Here is a 15374-nt window from a genome sequence, read left to right on the forward strand (position 1 = left end):
CTACCGCACGGGCTCGCGTACGCGGTCGACCACCTCCGCGTCCGCCTCGCGGCCACGGACGGCCAGGCGACTCGGCCACCAGATCCGGTCGCCCAGGTCGAGGTTGATCGCCGTCACCAGCACCGAGCGCACGATCATCGTGTCGAGGATGACGCCCAGCGCGACGGCCACCCCGAGCTCCACCAGGAAGACCACGGGGATGGTCGCGAGCACCAGGAAGGTCGCCGCCAGGACCAGTCCGGCCGAGGTGATGACACCTCCGGTGGAGGACAGCGCGACCAGCGACCCCTGCCTGGTCCCGCGCACCTGCGTCTCCTCGCGCACACGGGTCATCAGGAAGATGTTGTAGTCGATGCCGAGCGCGACCAGGAAGACGAAGGCGAAGAGCGGGAATCCGGGGTCGGAGCCCGCGAAGCCGAAGACGAACTCGAAGAGCAGCGCGGAGATGCCCATCGCGGCGCCGAAGGAGAGCACGACGGTGGCCACCAGGATGATCGGCGACACCAGCGCCCGCAGCAGGACCATGAGGATCACCAGCACCATCGCCAGGATGCTCGGGATGATCACCCGGTTGTCACGGGCAGAGGCCTCCTGCGTGTCGAGGTAGAAGGCCGACCCGCCACCGACCAGCGCGTCTGCACCCTCGACGGCGTGGGTGGCCTCTCGCACGTCGCGGACCGCCTCGAACGAGGCGGGCGCGGCGACGTCAGTGTCGATCACCGCCTCGACCAGGGCCAGGTCGTCGATCACGACCGGCTCGGCCGGCTCCTCGATCCCCTGGACGGCCGTCATCGCGTCACGCACCTGGTCGGCGCGGTCGGCGTTGGCGACCACGGCGACGGTGTTGGACTGGTCGACCATGCCGTGGTCGACGAGCTCCTTCTGGCCGGTGATGGACTCGAAGTCACGGGTGTACTGGTCCTCCGTGGCAAGCCCTGCGATGTCCAGGCGCAACGCCCCGAGGCAGGCGATCGCCAGCACCGCCGCGGTCACCACCCAGGTGGTCCGCGGCCGCGCCGCGATCCGGCGGCCCACCTTCGCCCAGAGCCCGGAGCTGGTCGGCTCGGCCGACCCGAACGCCGGGCGCCGCGGCCAGAAGACCCACCGGCCGCAGATCGTCAGCAACGCCGGCAGCAGGGTGATCTGCACGAGGAAGGTCACGCCGATCCCGATCGCCGCCACCGGCCCGAGCCCAGCGGTGGAGTTCAGCTCGGCGAGGAGCAGGCACAGCATCCCGAGGATCACCGTGGCGGCACTCGCCAGGATCGCCGGCGCAGCGCGGTGCAGGGCGAAGCCCATCGCCTCGTGCCGGTCGGCGTGGCGGCGCAGCTCCTCGCGGTAGCGCGCGACGAGCAGGAGGGCGTAGTCGGTGCCCGCGCCGATCACGAGGATGGTGAGGATCGCGTACGACTGCCCGTTCACCGTGAGGTCGGCGTACCGGGCCAGGAAGTAGATGAGCGCCTGCGAGCCGAAGAGGGCCACCCCGGCACAGATGATCGGCAGCACCCACAGCACCGGGCTGCGGTAGGTGAAGAGCAGGATCACGATCACGATGCCGAGCGTGGCGAAGAGCAACGTCGAGTCGATGCCCCCGAAGGCCTCGGCCGAGTCGGCGGCCTGGCCGCCCGGGCCGGTGACGTAGACGTCTCCCCCGTCGAGCGACGCGATCTCGCGCAGCTCGTCGGCGGCGTCCGGCATCGCGTTCCAACCCTCGGCACCGAAGTTGAAGGTGACCACCGTCTGCATGGCCTCACCGTCCTTCGACGGGAACGGGCCCACCACCTCACCCTCGACGCCCTCGACCTGGGCGAAGGCCTTGGCGTCCTCGGCCGCCGTGGCCACGTCCTGCTGGGTGAGCCCGGACTCCTTCGAGTAGACGACGACGGTGGGGATCGAGTTGACGTCCTGGAACTGGCTCAGCTTCTCCAGGGCGCGCGTCGACTCGGCGCTGTCGGGCAGCCAGGAGGAGGCCTCGTTGTTCTGCTCGTCGACCAGCTTGGCCGCGAACATCGACGAACCGACGGTGAGTGCCAGCCAGAGGCCGAGCACCACCCACTTGCTCACGGGGCCGGTCAACCGGCCAGCGATCTGCCGTTGCATCCGTCCAGTGCAGCACCACGGGCGGCGGTGTGCATCAGGGTTTTCCCCGATCCCGCGGGCGTTTACCCAACCGGGCGTAGTGCCCCCACCTCAGCCCGCGAGGGTGCCCCCGAAGACCTGCCACGCGAGCAGCGACTTGGCGACCAGGCTCAGCACGATGTAGATCGTCTCGCCGAACAGGTAGTCGGCCCAGCGTCCCCGGGCCCGGTACTGCAGCCATTGGTTGAGCGCGAAGACGTTGAAGAACACGAAGAGCGAGATGACGATCGCGTAGACGAAGCCGGGAGGGGTCGCCTCCGACGGCGACTGCGGCGCAACGACGTAGACCAGCACCGCGAGCCACGGGACGACACCCGCCACGCACCCGAACCAGAACGGCAACCAGCCGCCGCCACCGGCTTGCTCGTACTTCTCCTGCAGCCAACCGAAGAGGATCATCGAGGCGTTGACGCCGACGATGGCGAGCAGCGCGGTCACGTCGGCGATGCCGACCAGCTGTGCGATCACCACCATCATCAGGGAGGACGAGAGGGAGTACTCCACCCACCGCGCCCGGTTGATCCCGCGCCCCAGGTCGGCCACGTACCCGCGCCACCACACGGTCGAGACCAGAAGGTGCGCGAGCGCGGAGAGCGCCAGGAACGCAGCCACCGCCATGCCGGTCGGGAGGTCGAACAGGACGACCGGCTCCTGCGGTGCCGTGCCGGGCGGGCCGGCCAGGTAGCTCGCCGTGACGGGAAGCGCGAAGTCCGTGGCCAGGGCGACCACGGCCGTGGCCTGGGCCACGTGGAGGACCATCGCTGCCAGGTTGAGGACGCGAAGTCGACGCTGACGCGCCTCGGGAACGGCGACGGTCGTCTGGGTCATGCTTCACCGTAGCGTCTGCGAGGCAGCACGCCGAGGGCCCGAGGGTGACCCGCGAACACGGCCGGCTCGGTCGGGACGGCCTAGGCTCGGGCGCAACCCCACCCCCGACGAACCGAGGCCCCATGCCCGCCAGCCGCTCCGCCCGCGAACGCAAGGCCCAGGCGTCGGCCGGCCCCTTGGCCGAGGTCAGGATCGAGGTCGGCCCCGACGACCAGTTCGTCTACAAGATCCACTGCACCGAGTGCACCAGCCCGCGGCCGGGCTCCGGCGACCGCCGGTGGGGCACCCAGCGCCGCGGCCAGGACAACGGCTACATGGCCGCGATGGACCGCTGGATCTTCCACCTCACCGAGCGCCACCCCGACTCCGAGGCCCCCTGCCTGGCCTACCTCGACGAGGCACGCAGGCGCGTCGAGGAGCGTCGTACCACGTCGTCGGACTGACCTCGGTCTCCCCCGTCACCGAGGCATAACTTGGCCCCAAGTGGGGAACGAGTGCGGCGTTACCCTCGCCACGGCCAGACGGGTCCGCGGCGACACTCGGGAGACAGTGATGGCCAAGAAGATCGGATTCCTGCTGGGAATGGGCGCCGGATACGTCCTCGGAGCTCGAGCAGGACGCCAGCGGTACGAACAGATCGCGAGGAAGGCTCGCGGTGTGTGGCGGGACCCCCGGGTCCAGGCGAAGGCCGAGCAGGCCCAGCACCTCGCCAAGGAGAAGGCCGAGCAGGCCGCCCACGTCGCGAAGGAGAAGGCGGAGATCGCCGGCCAGGCCGCCAAGGAGAAGGCCGGCCAGGCTGCTCACGCCGCCAAGGACAAGGTCGGCAGCAGCGACTCGTCGAGCACGTCGACCAGCGGTGCGACCGGGGCACGACGACGCCCGGTGCGCACAGCACGGGCACGCCCACGAGCACGGGAGGCAGCACTGGAGGCGCCGGCACCGGCTTCCCGGCCGCGACGCCGACCACTGGCGGGCAGCCGTCGACCGCGCCGCCGACCACGTGGCCCTCTAACCCCTCGAGCAGCCAGGCCAACCCGCCGAGCACCCCCTCCGACAAGCTGCCGCCCCACTCCAGCGGCCCCGGCGGGACCCAGTCATGAGCCACCAGGACCCCACCGTCACCCAGGCGACCGGGAGCCATGCGGCCCCTGGGAGCGACCCCTCGACCGGCCAGCTCGTGTCGCAGCTGTCCAACGAGGTGTCGCGCCTGGTGCGTGACGAGCTGAAGCTCGCCCAGGTCGAGGTGACCGGCAAGGCCAAGCAGGCCGGCATCGGGCTCGGCATGTTCGGTGCGGCCGGGATCATCGCCCTGTACGGCGTGGGCGTGCTGCTCGCCGCCATCGTGCTGGCGCTGGCGCTCGTCATGGACGCCTGGCTGGCCGCCCTGATCGTCGCCGTCGTGCTCTTCGCCATCGCCGCCGTCAACGCGCTGATGGGCAAGAAGCGCGTCGAGGAGGCCGCCCCGCCGGTCCCGACCCGGGCCGTCGCCGGGGTCAAGGAGGACGTCGACGCCGTGCGCAACCCCGGTGCCCACCACCACTGACGGGACGTCCCCGCACCACGGACGACCCCCCACCCCAAGGAGTCCTGATGAGTGACATCAACGACCGTACGTCGGGTGCCGACGGCGGTCGCCACCGCCAGAACGACCCCACGGACGGCGACCCCAGGGTCGCCGAGCTGCAGGCCGACATCGAGCAGACCCGTGAGCAGCTGGCCCAGACCGTCGACCAGCTGCAGGCCAAGCTGGACGTGAAGGCGCGGGCCTCGGCCAGCGCCCACGAGACGGCGGAGAAGGCCAAGCAGAAGGTCCTGGACAACCAGGGCAACCCGCGACCTGAGGCCATCGGCGCCGCGGTCGCCGGGGTGCTCGCCCTCGTCCTCGTCGTCCTGTGGCGCCAGCGTGCGCGACGTCGTACGACGGGGAGGCGCTGATGTTCGGTCTCGGCAGGTCGAAGGATGCCGAGCGCAAGGACGAGCGCAAGGACGAGCGCAAGGACGAGCGCAAGGACGAGCGCAAGGACGAGCGCAGGGACCAGCACAGGGGCCAGGAGGCCGGGCGCGACGCCGACCCCGCACGCGGCGCCGCTCCCGACCCCGGTCCCGGCGGCCAGGCGAGCGCCCTCGACCATGCGCCCAGCCACGAGCACGAGGCCGCCGACAAGCCGGAGTCGCCCAGCGACCTCACCAAGCCCTCGTGGCTCTACACGGTGCGCTCGACGGTGCGCGAGTTCGTGGAGGACGAGTGCACCGACCTCGCCGCCGCGCTGACGTACTACTCGGTGCTGGCGATCTTCCCGGCGTCCATCGCGCTGCTCTCCCTGGTCGGCCTCGCCGACCAGGGTGACGAGACGGTGGACACGCTGCTGACGATGCTGCGCGACCTCGGAGCGTCCGGGGCCGCGGAGAACCTCGAGCCCACCCTCACCGAGCTCAGCCAGAGCACCGGCGCCGGGTGGGGTCTCGCGATCGGTCTGCTCGTCGCCCTCTGGTCGGCGTCGGGCTACGTCAACGCCTTCAGCCGCGGCATGAACCGGATCTACGAGATCGACGAGGGTCGCCCGATCTGGAAGCTCCGCCCGCTGATGCTGCTGATCACCGCGGTCACGATCACCCTGGCCGCGCTGGTCGCCCTGGGCCTGATCGTCACTGGACCCGCCGCCGAGGTGGTGGGTGACGCCATCGGGCTCGGATCGACGGCGGTGACCGTCTGGAACATCGCCAAGTGGCCGGTGCTGCTGTTCGTGGTCATCCTGATCGTGGCGCTGCTCTACTACGCGACCCCCAACGTCAAGCAGCCGAAGTTCCGCTGGCTCAGCGTAGGGGCGACGGTCGCCATCTTGGTGTGGGTGCTGGCCTCGGTCGGCTTCGGCCTCTACGTCGCCAACTTCTCCAACTACAACCGCACCTACGGCTCGCTGGCCGGCGCGGTGGTCTTCCTGCTGTGGCTGTGGATCACCAACCTGGCCCTGATGTTCGGCGCCGAGCTCGACGCCGAGCTCGAGCGGGCGCGGGAGCTCCAGGCCGGCATGCCGGCGGAGGAGACGATCCAGCTCCCGCCGCGCGACACCACCAAGAGCGAGAAGGCCGCGAAGAAGCGGGAGAAGGACGTCGCCCGGGCCCGTGCCCTGCGCCGCTCACGCGGGGAGCACCAGGACCCCGTCCGCTGACCTGCGGCTCGTCCAGCACAGGACCTGCGGCCCGCCGGGGCGTCGACCCCGGCGGGCCGCAGGTGCATGGTGGCCTCAGACGACCTCGAAGCGCACGGTCCGGGTCGCTGGGTCGGCGGCCGTCAGCACGACCGTGATCTCCTCGCCCAGCGGCAGCGGCGCCGTGCCCTCGGCGCGCGCCTCGATGGCAGGCTCGGGGATGGTGATGTCGCCGCGCTCGGGGCGCTTCTCGTCCACCTCCACGACCGCCGCGGCGAACCGCTCCCCGAGCCGGTCGTGCAGCAGCACGGCCTCGGTCAGGTTGAGCACCTCGCGCTCGTACTTCCCGGCCAGGCTGCCGGACTCGCGCATCACGGCCGGCACGGACTCCAGCTTCTCCAGGACCCAGTCGGGCACCTGCTGGCCGGCGCAGAGCGCCACGCAGATCTCGGAGGCGTAGCGGTCGACGAGACGGCGCAGGGGCGCGGTGACGTGGGCGTAGTCGGCCGCCACGGCTGCGTGGCCGGTGTGCTCGGGAAGCTCGCCGTGGAACCCTGCGTAGCCGCTGCCGCGGAAGAGCCGCGTACAGGCCAGCACCATCGCCGCGTGGCGTGAGTTGCCGGGGTCCAGCGAGCGCACGAAGTCGGGGTAGGACATCGAGGCCGGCCACTCGATGCGCAGGGCGTGCGCGGTGCCACGCAACCGGTCGACGTCGCGCTCCTGGGCGGGCGGCAGCGTACGCAGCAGCCCGACGCGCGCCTCGACCATCAGCGAGGCTGCGGCCATCCCGGTCAGCAGCGAGATCTGGGCGTTCCACTCCTCCACCGGCGTCATCGAGCGGAACTCAAGGTGCCACTCCTCCTCCGTGACCACGACCTCCTGCTCGGGCAGCGGCAGGCTCACGCCGCCACGGGCAGCCTCCAGCGTCAGGCGCAACGGTCCCACCTCGGCCAGCAGGGCCAAGGTGTCGGCCCCCTCGGCAGGGGCGTCGGTGGAGCCGTCGACGACCTGCTGGGCCTGCTCGTAGGTGAGCTGGGCCCGCGAGCGCACCAGGGCGCGCTCCACGGTCGCGGCGCGGCGCTCCCCCGCCGCGTCCAGCGTGATGGTCCACAGCAGAGCGGGACGCGTCTGGTCGGGCAGCAACGACCCGGCCTGCTCGGAGATCACCGGCGGGTGCAGCGGAATCTTGGAGTCGGCACCGTAGAGCGTCTGGCCCCGCTTGTTGGCCTCCACGTCGACCGCGTCGCCGGGCGTGACGAAGGCGCCGAGGTCGGCGATGGCGTAGTGGACGACGAACCCCTCGTCGGCGCGCTCGATGTGCAGGGCCTGGTCGAGGTCGCGGGCGCCGGGCGGGTCGATCGTGACGAACGGGATGTCGGTGCGGTCGAGGTCGGGCAACCGCGGCGCTGCGGCAGCGGCCTCGGCGGTGGCCAGGACGTCGGCAGGGAACTCCTCACTCACCCCGAGCTCGGTGCGGATCGCCTCGATCCCCTCGCGCAGCACGCGTTCACCGGGGAAGACCTCACCGGGCTCGGACCCGGCGGGCGGCGACCCGAGGGGGTGGACACGGACGTAGCGGGGACTGGCCATGCAGGCACCTTAGCCAGCGCCACCGACACCGGGGCCGCGCACGGCGTCGAGCACCACGGGGTCCTCGCAGGCACGCGCCCACGCCGCGATCCGGGCCCGGATCTCCCGTCCGAGCAGCCACTGCCCGATCGGCTCGGCGACGAAGCGCAACCACGAGGGCCTCACGGTGTAGCTGTACTTCCACACCGCGCGGGTTCCGCGCACCCCGTCGCGGACGTCCGGGACGAAGCGCCACCCGCCGCCGAAGGTGGCGAAGAACCACGGTCCGCTCACCATCGTCATCCCGACGGAGGTCGGCGGTCGGTAGGAGACGTACTCCGAGACCATCTGCGGGCCGACACGGGCGCGCGTCCACGTGCGTACGCCCTTGCTGGGGACCTCGGCGTCGAGCAGCCGCTGCTCGCGGATGAACGGGTCCCAGCGCAGCCGCAGCTCGCCGGTCGTCTGCGACACCGCGAAGGCCGTCCCCGGCTCGACGGGCACCCATGCCTCGGCGCTCACCTGGGGCATCCCCACCTCCTGGTCTCCCGATCCTGTCTCGCGACGAACCTAGCGACCGCGGTCGAACCGCCGATAGCGTGGACGCCACCCGGCGCCCGGCAGGTGGAAATGCAGCAGCGGAGATCACGGAGAGCGGCACGCCCCTCGGTGCTGGCCTGGACGGGCGCGATCGCCCTGCTGGCCGTGGCGCTGCTGGTGGTCAGCGGCCTCGGCCGCTGGGGCGGCTCGCACCGAGCAGGGCTGGTCTGGCTCGGCGCCCTCCTCTACTTCGTGTACGCCTTCGTCGTCTACGCGATGGCGGTCCACTTCAACTCGCTCTTCCTCGCCTACGTCGCCGTCCTGGGGCTCAGCACGTACGCCGCGTTCTACGCCGCCGACGAGCTGCGGGCCAGCGACCGTGCGCTGCTCCGCCGCCCGCGCACGCGGCTCGCGGGATGAGTCTGCGTCACGATCGGCGCGGTCTTCGCCCTGCTCTGGCTGGCCGAGGTCGTGCCGGCGAGCCTCGAGGGTGAGCCGCCGAGCAGCGTGGTCGAGGCGGGGCTGCGGGTGAACCCGATCCACGTCATCGACCTCGCGGTGGTGCTTCCGGCCTTTGCCCTGGCGGGCGCGTCGGCGCTGCGTGGCCGGGCCACCGGACTCTTCCTGGTCGGTCCGATGCTGACCTTCTCGGTACTGGTGCTGGCCAGCCTCGTGGCCGCCGTGCGGTACCTGCGCGAGGACCGCACCGATGACCCTCTGGCCAACCCGCGCGCCGAGGGCCACACTGAGAAATCCAGGTGACGACAGGGGGCAGATCATGGGACTGGTCACGGACGTACGGGTGCGGCAACCCGCCAAGCACGACCTGGTGGACAAGAAGTTCACCGTCTCGGGCGTGGGGGCCGGCTTCGAGGGCACCATCGGCATGCGGCTGCTGGACCCGAACGGCAAGGTGCTCGGCACCGGCCACGCACAGTCGGAGGGCGGCGGCTACGGGGTCGGCGAGTTCACCGGCTCGGTGACCATCACGAAGCCACCGCGCCCGGGCACGCGCTGCACGCTGGAGGTCTTCGGGGACAACCCCGGCCTGCCCGACGAGGGCCCGACCCCGGGCTTCAACACCCGCCGCGTCGAGGTCATCGTCTTCCCCGACCTGGCCGGGTGGCTGCTCTACCGGGTCGATCCCGGCGACACCCTCTCCGGATCGTCAAGAAGCTCAAGGACTACGGGAAGTTCACCGTCGCGCAGGTCGTCGCGGCCAACCCGAAGATCACCGACCCCGACCACATCGAGGTCGGGTGGCGGCTGCGGATCCCGATGAAGCGCTGACGCTCCCGGCAAGGCACGCACACGGCGGCGCCCGTGGCACTACGCTTGTCGAATGCCCGAGAGCCGCTCCCCGGAGTCCCATCTGCTGAGCCATTAGGCAGAATGGCCCCCGCGCCGTCCTTCGAGGTCGGCCGGTTCGGGGGCGCCCGCCAACCGTACCTAGAGTGTGGGCGTGCTGATCCTCCTCCCGCCCAGCGAGGGCAAGACCGCCCCCAGCCGCGGCAAGCCCCTGGACCTGGCCACCCTCTCCCACCCCACGCTGACCGAGACCCGCTCTTGCGTGCTCAAGCACCTCGTCACGCTCTGCGAGGGCGACGAACTGGAGGCCGCGGCGACGCTGGGGCTGGGCGCGAAGCAGGTCGACCTCGTCGCCCGCAACGCCGCACTGGCCACCGCCCCGACGGCCCGTGCCGACGCCGTCTACACCGGCGTCCTCTACGACGCGCTCGACTTCGCCACGCTCTCGTCGGCCGCCAAGCGACGCGCCACGAGCCGGGTCGGCATCGCCTCCGCGCTCTTCGGGCTGCTCTCCCCCGGCGACCGCATCCCCGCCTACCGACTTTCCGGCGACGCCAGCCTGCCCGGCCTCGGTTCGCTCGCCCCCGTCTGGCGCCCGGTCCTCGGTGAGGCGGTCGCCGCCCGGCTGGGCAACGGGCTGCTCGTCGACCTGCGCTCGGGGATGTACGCCAACCTGTGGCGTCCTGCCCCGGAGGCGGCGGCCCGGGTCGCCGGTGTCCGGGTGCTCCACGAGCACAACGGCCAGCGCAAGGTCGTGAGCCACTTCAACAAGTCCACCAAGGGTCGCATCGTCCGCGCCCTGCTGGAGGCCGGAGCCACGCCGCGTACGCCGGCGGCCCTGGCCGACGCGCTCCGCGACCTCGGCTGGCACGTCGAGGTGGGCCAGCCCGGCCCGAGGGGCACCGAGCTCGACGTGGTCGTCGCCGAGCTCTGAGCACGCAGGAGCTCCGGTCACCTCATGGCGCCCGGGGCTCCTGTTGTGCGGGGGTGGTCGAGACGGTCAGAGGCCCGACTCGGACGTACGCACCATGATGCGGCTGCACTCCTCGCACCGGACGACCTCGTCCGGGGCGGCGGCCTTGACCCGCGCCAGCTCGGCGTGGTCGAGACCCAAGCGGCAACCGCCGCACTCGCGGGCACGGATCTCGGCGGCGGCCAGGCCACCCTTCGACTCGCGCAGACGCTCGTAGAGGGCCAGCAGGTCGTCGGCGATGCCGTTGGCCGCGGCGGCACGGGTGCCGCTGGTCTGCTCGATCTCGGCGTCGATCTCGCGCCAGGCGTCGTCGCGCTCGGCCTCGAGGTCGGCGACGCGCTGGTCGAGGGCGGAGAGCTCCTCCTCGGCGCGGGTGAGAACGGCTTGGGCCTCCTCGAGGCGCTCCATGATGTCGAGCTCGACCTCCTCGAGCGAGGAGACCCGACGCTCCAGCGACTCCAGCTCGTGAGTCATCCGCTGGAGGTCCTTGGGGTTGGTGACCAGGCCGGCGTCCATGCGCTCGCGGTCGCGGGTGCGGCGGGCCTTGACCTGCTCGACGTCGGCGTCGGCCTTGGCCTGCTCGGTGGTCAGGTCGTCGACGACGATCCGGGCGTCACGGACACGGTCCACCACGACCGATCGCTCGGCGCCGAGGGTGGTGAGCTCTCGCAGCTGCGGGAGGCTCGACCGACGGTGGCGCAGCTGCGCGACCTTCGAGTCGATCGCCTGCAGGTCGAGCAGCTTCAACTGGTCGGTGGGATCGGCTTTCAGCGGAGGCTCCTTCAAACGACGGCGATCACGGGTCAGCCCGTGACCAGCATTGTCCACGGGTCGGTGGGCGTCGTGCTCACGCGGGTCTCCACCGTATCCCCCCACGCCTCCCGCAGTCTCGCCTCGACGACAGGCAGCCACGTCCACTCCGCCGCCCAGTGGGCCACGTCGACCAGCGCAGGCCCGTCCTTCTCGAGGAACTCCGAGGCGGGGTGGTGCCGCAGGTCGGAGGTCACGTAGACGTCCGCGTCGCTGCGCGCCATCGCGTCGAGCAGGAAGTCGCCGGCGCCGCCGACGAGCGCGACCCGACGCACCGTACGTCCCGGGTCACCGGCCACGCGCACCCCACCGACGGTCCGGGGCAGGGCGGCCGCGACGCGCTCGGCGAAGCCGGCCAGGTCGGTCTCGTCCACGTCTCCGATGCGTCCGGTCCCGGTGCCGGCCAGGCCGGGGTCGGCGGTCTCGACCACGTCGTACGCCGGCTCCTCGTAGGGGTGCGCGGCGAGAAGCGCCCGGACGACCGCCCCGCGTCGCGACCGCGGCAGCACGGCCTCGATCCGGACCTCCTCGACGACCTCGGCGACACCCACCGCGCCGATGTGGGGCTGGGCGCCGTCCAGCGGCCGGAAGCGCCCCTCGCCGGGCGTGGAGAAGGAGCACGAGTCGTAGTCGCCGATGCTCCCGGCGCCGGCCTCCGCCAGCGCAGCGCGCACGGCCTCGGCGTGAGTGGTCGGGACGTACGTCGTGACCTTGTCGAGCGGCCCGGACGGCGCCGGGACGAGCGGGCGCTGGTTGCGCAGGCCCAGCGCGGTCGCCATCGCCTCGGAGACACCGCCGACGGCCTGGTCGGCGTTGGTGTGCGCGGCCAGCAGGGCGCAGCCGGCGCGGGTCAGCGCGTGCAGGGTGCGGCCCTTCGGGGTGGTCGCGGCGACACCGTGGACCGGCTTGAGGAAGAGGGGGTGGTGCACGACGAGCAGGTCGGCGCCCCACTCGACGGCCTCGGCCGCCACCGTCTCGGTGGGGTCGACAGCGAACATCACCTTGCGCACCTGCGCAGCCGGGTCGCCGGAGACCAGCCCGACGGCGTCCCACGACTCCGCGGTGGCGGGCGGGTACCAGGTGTGCAGGAGGTCGACGACGTCACCGAGGGAAGGCATGGCGCGAGCCTAACGACGAGCTCCGGCGTTCGTGCCGTGGACGCCGTCGCGATGAGAGCCTTCTCATCGTCGTCTCACGCCGCTCCCACGATGAGGGAGGATGCTCCTGCCATGAGTTCGTTCGCCCGGATCGCCGTCGCCCTGGCCTTTGCGCTGCCCCTGGCGGCCTATGTGCTCGGCACCCTGGTGGCGGCCGAGCCGGCGCCGGCGGAGCACGCCCCGATCATCCTGGAGAAGTCGACCGGATCGTCGGCGCCGACTCCGACGCCCAGCCCGACGCCGTCACCGAGTGCCTCCGCCACCCCGGACGACGACGATGACGCGGACGACGATGACGACGACGGCCCCGAGGTGGTCAACCCGCGCCCCGTCGAGTCGGACGACGACGACTGGGACGACGACGATGACGACGGGGACGATGACTGAGCCGCACCCCGAGCCGTCGACCGCCGATCCTGCTGCCGAGGCCACGGCCCAGCTCCCCGTCGTACGGGATGCCAGACGAGACACCCGCCACCAGCGCACCGAGCCCCACCGCACCAACGCTCAGCGCTCGGGTCTCTCGGTCCGTCTGCGGCTCACGCTGACCGTCGCCCTGCTGACCACCTTCGCGATGCTCACCGCAGGCGTCGTGATCCACACGATCGAGAGCGCGCGACGCGACGCGGCCGTCGTCGACGACGCCAACCAGGAGGTGGCCGAGCTGCGCCAGCTGGTGCGCAACGGCGTCGACCCCACCACCGGGACGGGCTTCACCAGCGCCGAGCCGCTGCTGCGTGCCTTCATGGAGCGCAACGTCGCCGGGCCCCACGAGATGCTGCTGGGGTGGATCAACGGTGCTGCGGTGCTGCGCAGTCCCTCCTCGCCGCACCCGGAGATCGCCCGAGACCCCGCCTTCACGCAGGTCGTCGACGACCTGGTCACCGAAGGCGGGTCACGGCGCATCGACACGGCGTACGGCGAGGTGCTGGTCACCGTGCAGCCCGTCGTCGGTGACGAGCAGGACGCCGCCCTCGTGGTCGCCTCCTTCTTCGCCGACGAGCACGAGAGCCTCAACGACCTGCTGCGCACCTACACGGTGGTCTCGCTGCTCGCGATCCTGCTCATCACCGGGCTCGCGGCGTGGCAGGGTCGGCGGCTGCTCTCCCCTGCGCGACCTGTCGGACGCTGCCCGCGAGATCTCCGGCACCGACCTGTCGCGCCGGGTCCCCGAGACCGGCAACGACATCACCCAGCTGACCCGCACGGTCAACGACATGCTGGAGCGGCTCGAGACCGCGTTCGTGGGCCAGCGCCAGTTCCTCGACGACGCCGGGCACGAGCTGCGTACGCCGCTCACCGTGCTCCGCGGGCACCTCGAGCTGCTCGACGCGAGCGACCCCGCCGACGTCCGCGCCACGCGCGACCTGCTGCTCGACGAGGTCGACCGGATGGGGCGACTGGTCGACGACCTGATCATGCTCGCCAAGTCGCGCCGTCCGGACTTCCTCACGCCCTCCCCCGTCGACCTCGACGACCTGACGACGACGGTCCTGGCCAAGGCCAGGGCGATGGCCGACCGCGAGTGGCAGCTCGACGAGGTGGCCCCCGCGCGCGTCGTTGCCGACGAGCACCGCATCACCCAGGCGCTGCTCCAGCTGGTCGACAACGCCGTCAAGCACACCAACCCGGGCGACACGATCGCCCTCGGCTCCCGGGTCGACGGAGGCACGGCTCGCCTCTGGGTGCGCGACACCGGCGACGGCATCGCCCCCGAAGCCCGTACGGTGGTGCTCCAGCGCTTCGCGCGCGCCGAGGTCCGCCCCGGCGACGAGGGCTTCGGCCTGGGCCTGTCGATCGTCTCGGCGATCGCCCAGGCGCACGGGGGCCGGGTGGTCATCGAGGAGACCGAGGGTGGCGGCGCCACCGTCATCGTGGAGATCGCAGTCCAGGAGGATTCGTGGCCAGCATCCTGATCGTCGAGGACGAGGAGCGGATCGCCTCGTTCGTCGCGAAGGGCCTGACCGCGGAGGGCCACGTCACGACCATCCGAGGCGATGGCCCGTCCGGGCTGGACGAGGCCCTGTCGGGGCTGCACGACCTGGTCGTGCTCGACATCGGCCTGCCCGGCATGGACGGCCTCGAGGTGCTCGACCAGCTGCGCTCCCAGGGTTCGACGGTCCCCGTGATCGTGCTGACCGCGCGCGACTCCGTCACCGACACCGTGGCCGCGCTGGAGGGCGGCGCCGACGACTACATGGCCAAGCCGTTCCGCTTCGCCGAGCTGCTCGCCCGGGTGCGGGTGCGTCTGCGGCAGAGCCAGTCCGGCAACGGCTCGGGCGGCGGCCAGGACTCCCTGCACGCGGGAGGCGTCGACCTCGACCTGCGGACGCGGCGTGCCACCGTCGACGGCCGCCAGGTCGACCTCTCAGCGCGCGAGTTCACGCTCGCGGAGATCTTCATGCTCAACGCCGGCCACGTGCTGTCGCGCGAGCAGCTCCTCGACCACGTCTGGGGCCTCGACTTCGACCCCGGTTCCAACGTCGTCGACGTGTACGTCGGTTACCTGCGCAGGAAGTTCGGCGCCGGCGCGATCAGCACGGTGCGCGGGATGGGGTACCGCTTCAACGCGTGAGCGGCGAGCGAGTCGACCGAGCGGGGTCAGGACGGGAGCCGGTGGAGCAAGGTCCGGTTGTCGCAGGTGCGTACGGGGTAACCGTGGACGATGGAGATCCTCTCGGTCACAGGCGTCCTGCCTCCGCACCGTCACGGTCAGGGCGAGATCACGGACGCCTTCGCCGAGGTGGTGTGGCCGAAACGCTTCCACGGCGTGAGCTCGACCCTCATGATCGCGCTCCTGCTAGAGCCGATGGCCCGGTTCTCACGCTGCCGGTGCCCGGGAGGAAGAGGATGGAGTTCATGGCGTCCTGGCGAGTCGGAGTGTCGAGACGATCCTGAGGT

General features: G+C 71.7%; 19 protein-coding genes. 11 read left to right on the top strand and 8 right to left on the bottom strand.

The features are described from left to right. Together E2C04_RS11220 and heR are read right to left on the bottom strand one after the other, a co-directional pair. Window positions 1-2064: an MMPL family transporter gene (locus tag E2C04_RS11220; RefSeq protein WP_229721694.1), complete on the bottom strand. Its 2064-nt coding sequence runs from the start codon at window positions 2062-2064 to the stop codon at window positions 1-3. A gap of 126 nt (window positions 2065-2190) precedes the next feature. After that, the gene (heR, locus tag E2C04_RS11225; RefSeq protein ID WP_135832645.1) at window positions 2191-2967 is read right to left on the bottom strand and encodes a heliorhodopsin HeR; all 777 of its coding nucleotides are present in this window, start codon (window positions 2965-2967) and stop codon (window positions 2191-2193) included. A 122-nt stretch (window positions 2968-3089) separates the two neighbouring features. On the opposite strand from heR, the gene E2C04_RS11230 reads away from it, so the two are divergent. The 4 genes from E2C04_RS11230 (at window position 3090) to E2C04_RS11245 (ending at window position 6137) form a co-directional block, all read left to right on the top strand. Then, complete coding sequence (locus E2C04_RS11230) at window positions 3090-3410, top strand: hypothetical protein (RefSeq protein ID WP_135832646.1); 321 nt, start codon at window positions 3090-3092, stop codon at window positions 3408-3410. Window positions 3411-4063: 653 nt separating this feature from the next. After that, window positions 4064-4510, top strand: coding sequence for a phage holin family protein (locus E2C04_RS11235; protein WP_135832647.1), 447 nt, complete (start codon window positions 4064-4066; stop codon window positions 4508-4510). 47 nt (window positions 4511-4557) lie between these two features. Next, on the top strand, window positions 4558-4902 hold the full coding sequence (locus tag E2C04_RS11240) for a DUF3618 domain-containing protein (protein ID WP_135832648.1): 345 nt from the start codon (window positions 4558-4560) through the stop codon (window positions 4900-4902). Further along, entirely contained in the window at window positions 4902-6137 is a 1236-nt protein-coding gene (locus tag E2C04_RS11245) for a YihY/virulence factor BrkB family protein (RefSeq protein WP_202977776.1), read from the top strand. The genes E2C04_RS11240 and E2C04_RS11245 overlap by 1 nt, the downstream gene beginning before the upstream one ends. 75 nt (window positions 6138-6212) lie before the next feature. Here E2C04_RS11245 and E2C04_RS11250 read toward each other — a convergent pair whose 3' ends face one another. Next, complete coding sequence (locus E2C04_RS11250) at window positions 6213-7706, bottom strand: RNB domain-containing ribonuclease (RefSeq protein ID WP_135832649.1); 1494 nt, start codon at window positions 7704-7706, stop codon at window positions 6213-6215. A 9-nt stretch (window positions 7707-7715) separates the two neighbouring features. Further along, window positions 7716-8216 carry an SRPBCC family protein gene (locus E2C04_RS11255; RefSeq protein ID WP_135832650.1) on the bottom strand — a complete coding sequence of 167 codons (501 nt, stop codon included), beginning with the start codon at window positions 8214-8216 and terminating at the stop codon, window positions 7716-7718. Between the two features lie 138 nt (window positions 8217-8354). Here E2C04_RS11255 and E2C04_RS11260 point away from each other — a divergent pair, with 138 nt between their 5' ends. The 4 genes from E2C04_RS11260 (at window position 8355) to yaaA (ending at window position 10467) form a co-directional block, all read left to right on the top strand. Next, window positions 8355-8645: a hypothetical protein gene (locus E2C04_RS11260; protein ID WP_158630677.1), complete on the top strand. Its 291-nt coding sequence runs from the start codon at window positions 8355-8357 to the stop codon at window positions 8643-8645. Between the two features lie 87 nt (window positions 8646-8732). Further along, window positions 8733-8987, top strand: a complete 255-nt coding sequence (locus E2C04_RS11265; protein WP_135832652.1) for a hypothetical protein — start codon at window positions 8733-8735, stop codon at window positions 8985-8987. A gap of 16 nt (window positions 8988-9003) precedes the next feature. Continuing rightward, entirely contained in the window at window positions 9004-9507 is a 504-nt protein-coding gene (locus tag E2C04_RS11270; RefSeq protein WP_158630678.1) for a Gmad2 immunoglobulin-like domain-containing protein, read from the top strand. Window positions 9508-9687: 180 nt separating this feature from the next. Next, window positions 9688-10467, top strand: a complete 780-nt coding sequence (gene yaaA / locus E2C04_RS11275) for a peroxide stress protein YaaA (protein ID WP_135832654.1) — start codon at window positions 9688-9690, stop codon at window positions 10465-10467. A 66-nt stretch (window positions 10468-10533) separates the two neighbouring features. Here yaaA and E2C04_RS11280 read toward each other — a convergent pair whose 3' ends face one another. Then, entirely contained in the window at window positions 10534-11253 is a 720-nt protein-coding gene (locus E2C04_RS11280; RefSeq protein ID WP_229721692.1) for a zinc ribbon domain-containing protein, read from the bottom strand. A gap of 56 nt (window positions 11254-11309) precedes the next feature. After that, a complete protein-coding gene (locus tag E2C04_RS11285; RefSeq protein WP_135832655.1) occupies window positions 11310-12434 on the bottom strand; it encodes a Nif3-like dinuclear metal center hexameric protein in 1125 nt (374 codons plus the stop codon). 111 nt (window positions 12435-12545) lie between these two features. On the opposite strand from E2C04_RS11285, the gene E2C04_RS18260 reads away from it, so the two are divergent. Further along, complete coding sequence (locus tag E2C04_RS18260) at window positions 12546-12860, top strand: hypothetical protein (RefSeq protein WP_188422428.1); 315 nt, start codon at window positions 12546-12548, stop codon at window positions 12858-12860. A 120-nt stretch (window positions 12861-12980) separates the two neighbouring features. Here the strand turns inward: E2C04_RS18260 and E2C04_RS17775 are convergent, their stop codons facing one another. Further along, window positions 12981-13409 carry a hypothetical protein gene (locus tag E2C04_RS17775; RefSeq protein ID WP_158630679.1) on the bottom strand — a complete coding sequence of 143 codons (429 nt, stop codon included), beginning with the start codon at window positions 13407-13409 and terminating at the stop codon, window positions 12981-12983. Next, window positions 13369-13692: a hypothetical protein gene (locus E2C04_RS19905; protein WP_238694256.1), complete on the bottom strand. Its 324-nt coding sequence runs from the start codon at window positions 13690-13692 to the stop codon at window positions 13369-13371. Before E2C04_RS19905 ends, E2C04_RS17775 begins: the two co-directional genes overlap by 41 nt. On the opposite strand from E2C04_RS19905, the gene E2C04_RS11300 reads away from it, so the two are divergent. Continuing rightward, window positions 13628-14389 (top strand): sensor histidine kinase, encoded by a 762-nt coding sequence (locus E2C04_RS11300; RefSeq protein ID WP_420873107.1) that lies wholly within the window; start codon window positions 13628-13630, stop codon window positions 14387-14389. The genes E2C04_RS19905 and E2C04_RS11300 overlap by 65 nt on opposite strands. Next, the gene (locus tag E2C04_RS11305) at window positions 14374-15048 is read left to right on the top strand and encodes a response regulator transcription factor (protein WP_135832658.1); all 675 of its coding nucleotides are present in this window, start codon (window positions 14374-14376) and stop codon (window positions 15046-15048) included. The genes E2C04_RS11300 and E2C04_RS11305 overlap by 16 nt, the downstream gene beginning before the upstream one ends. The last annotated feature ends 326 nt before the right edge of the window (window positions 15049-15374 follow it).

Source organism: Nocardioides daphniae (assembly GCF_004777465.1).
In the GTDB taxonomy this organism is placed as follows: Bacteria; Actinomycetota; Actinomycetes; order Propionibacteriales; family Nocardioidaceae; genus Nocardioides; species Nocardioides daphniae.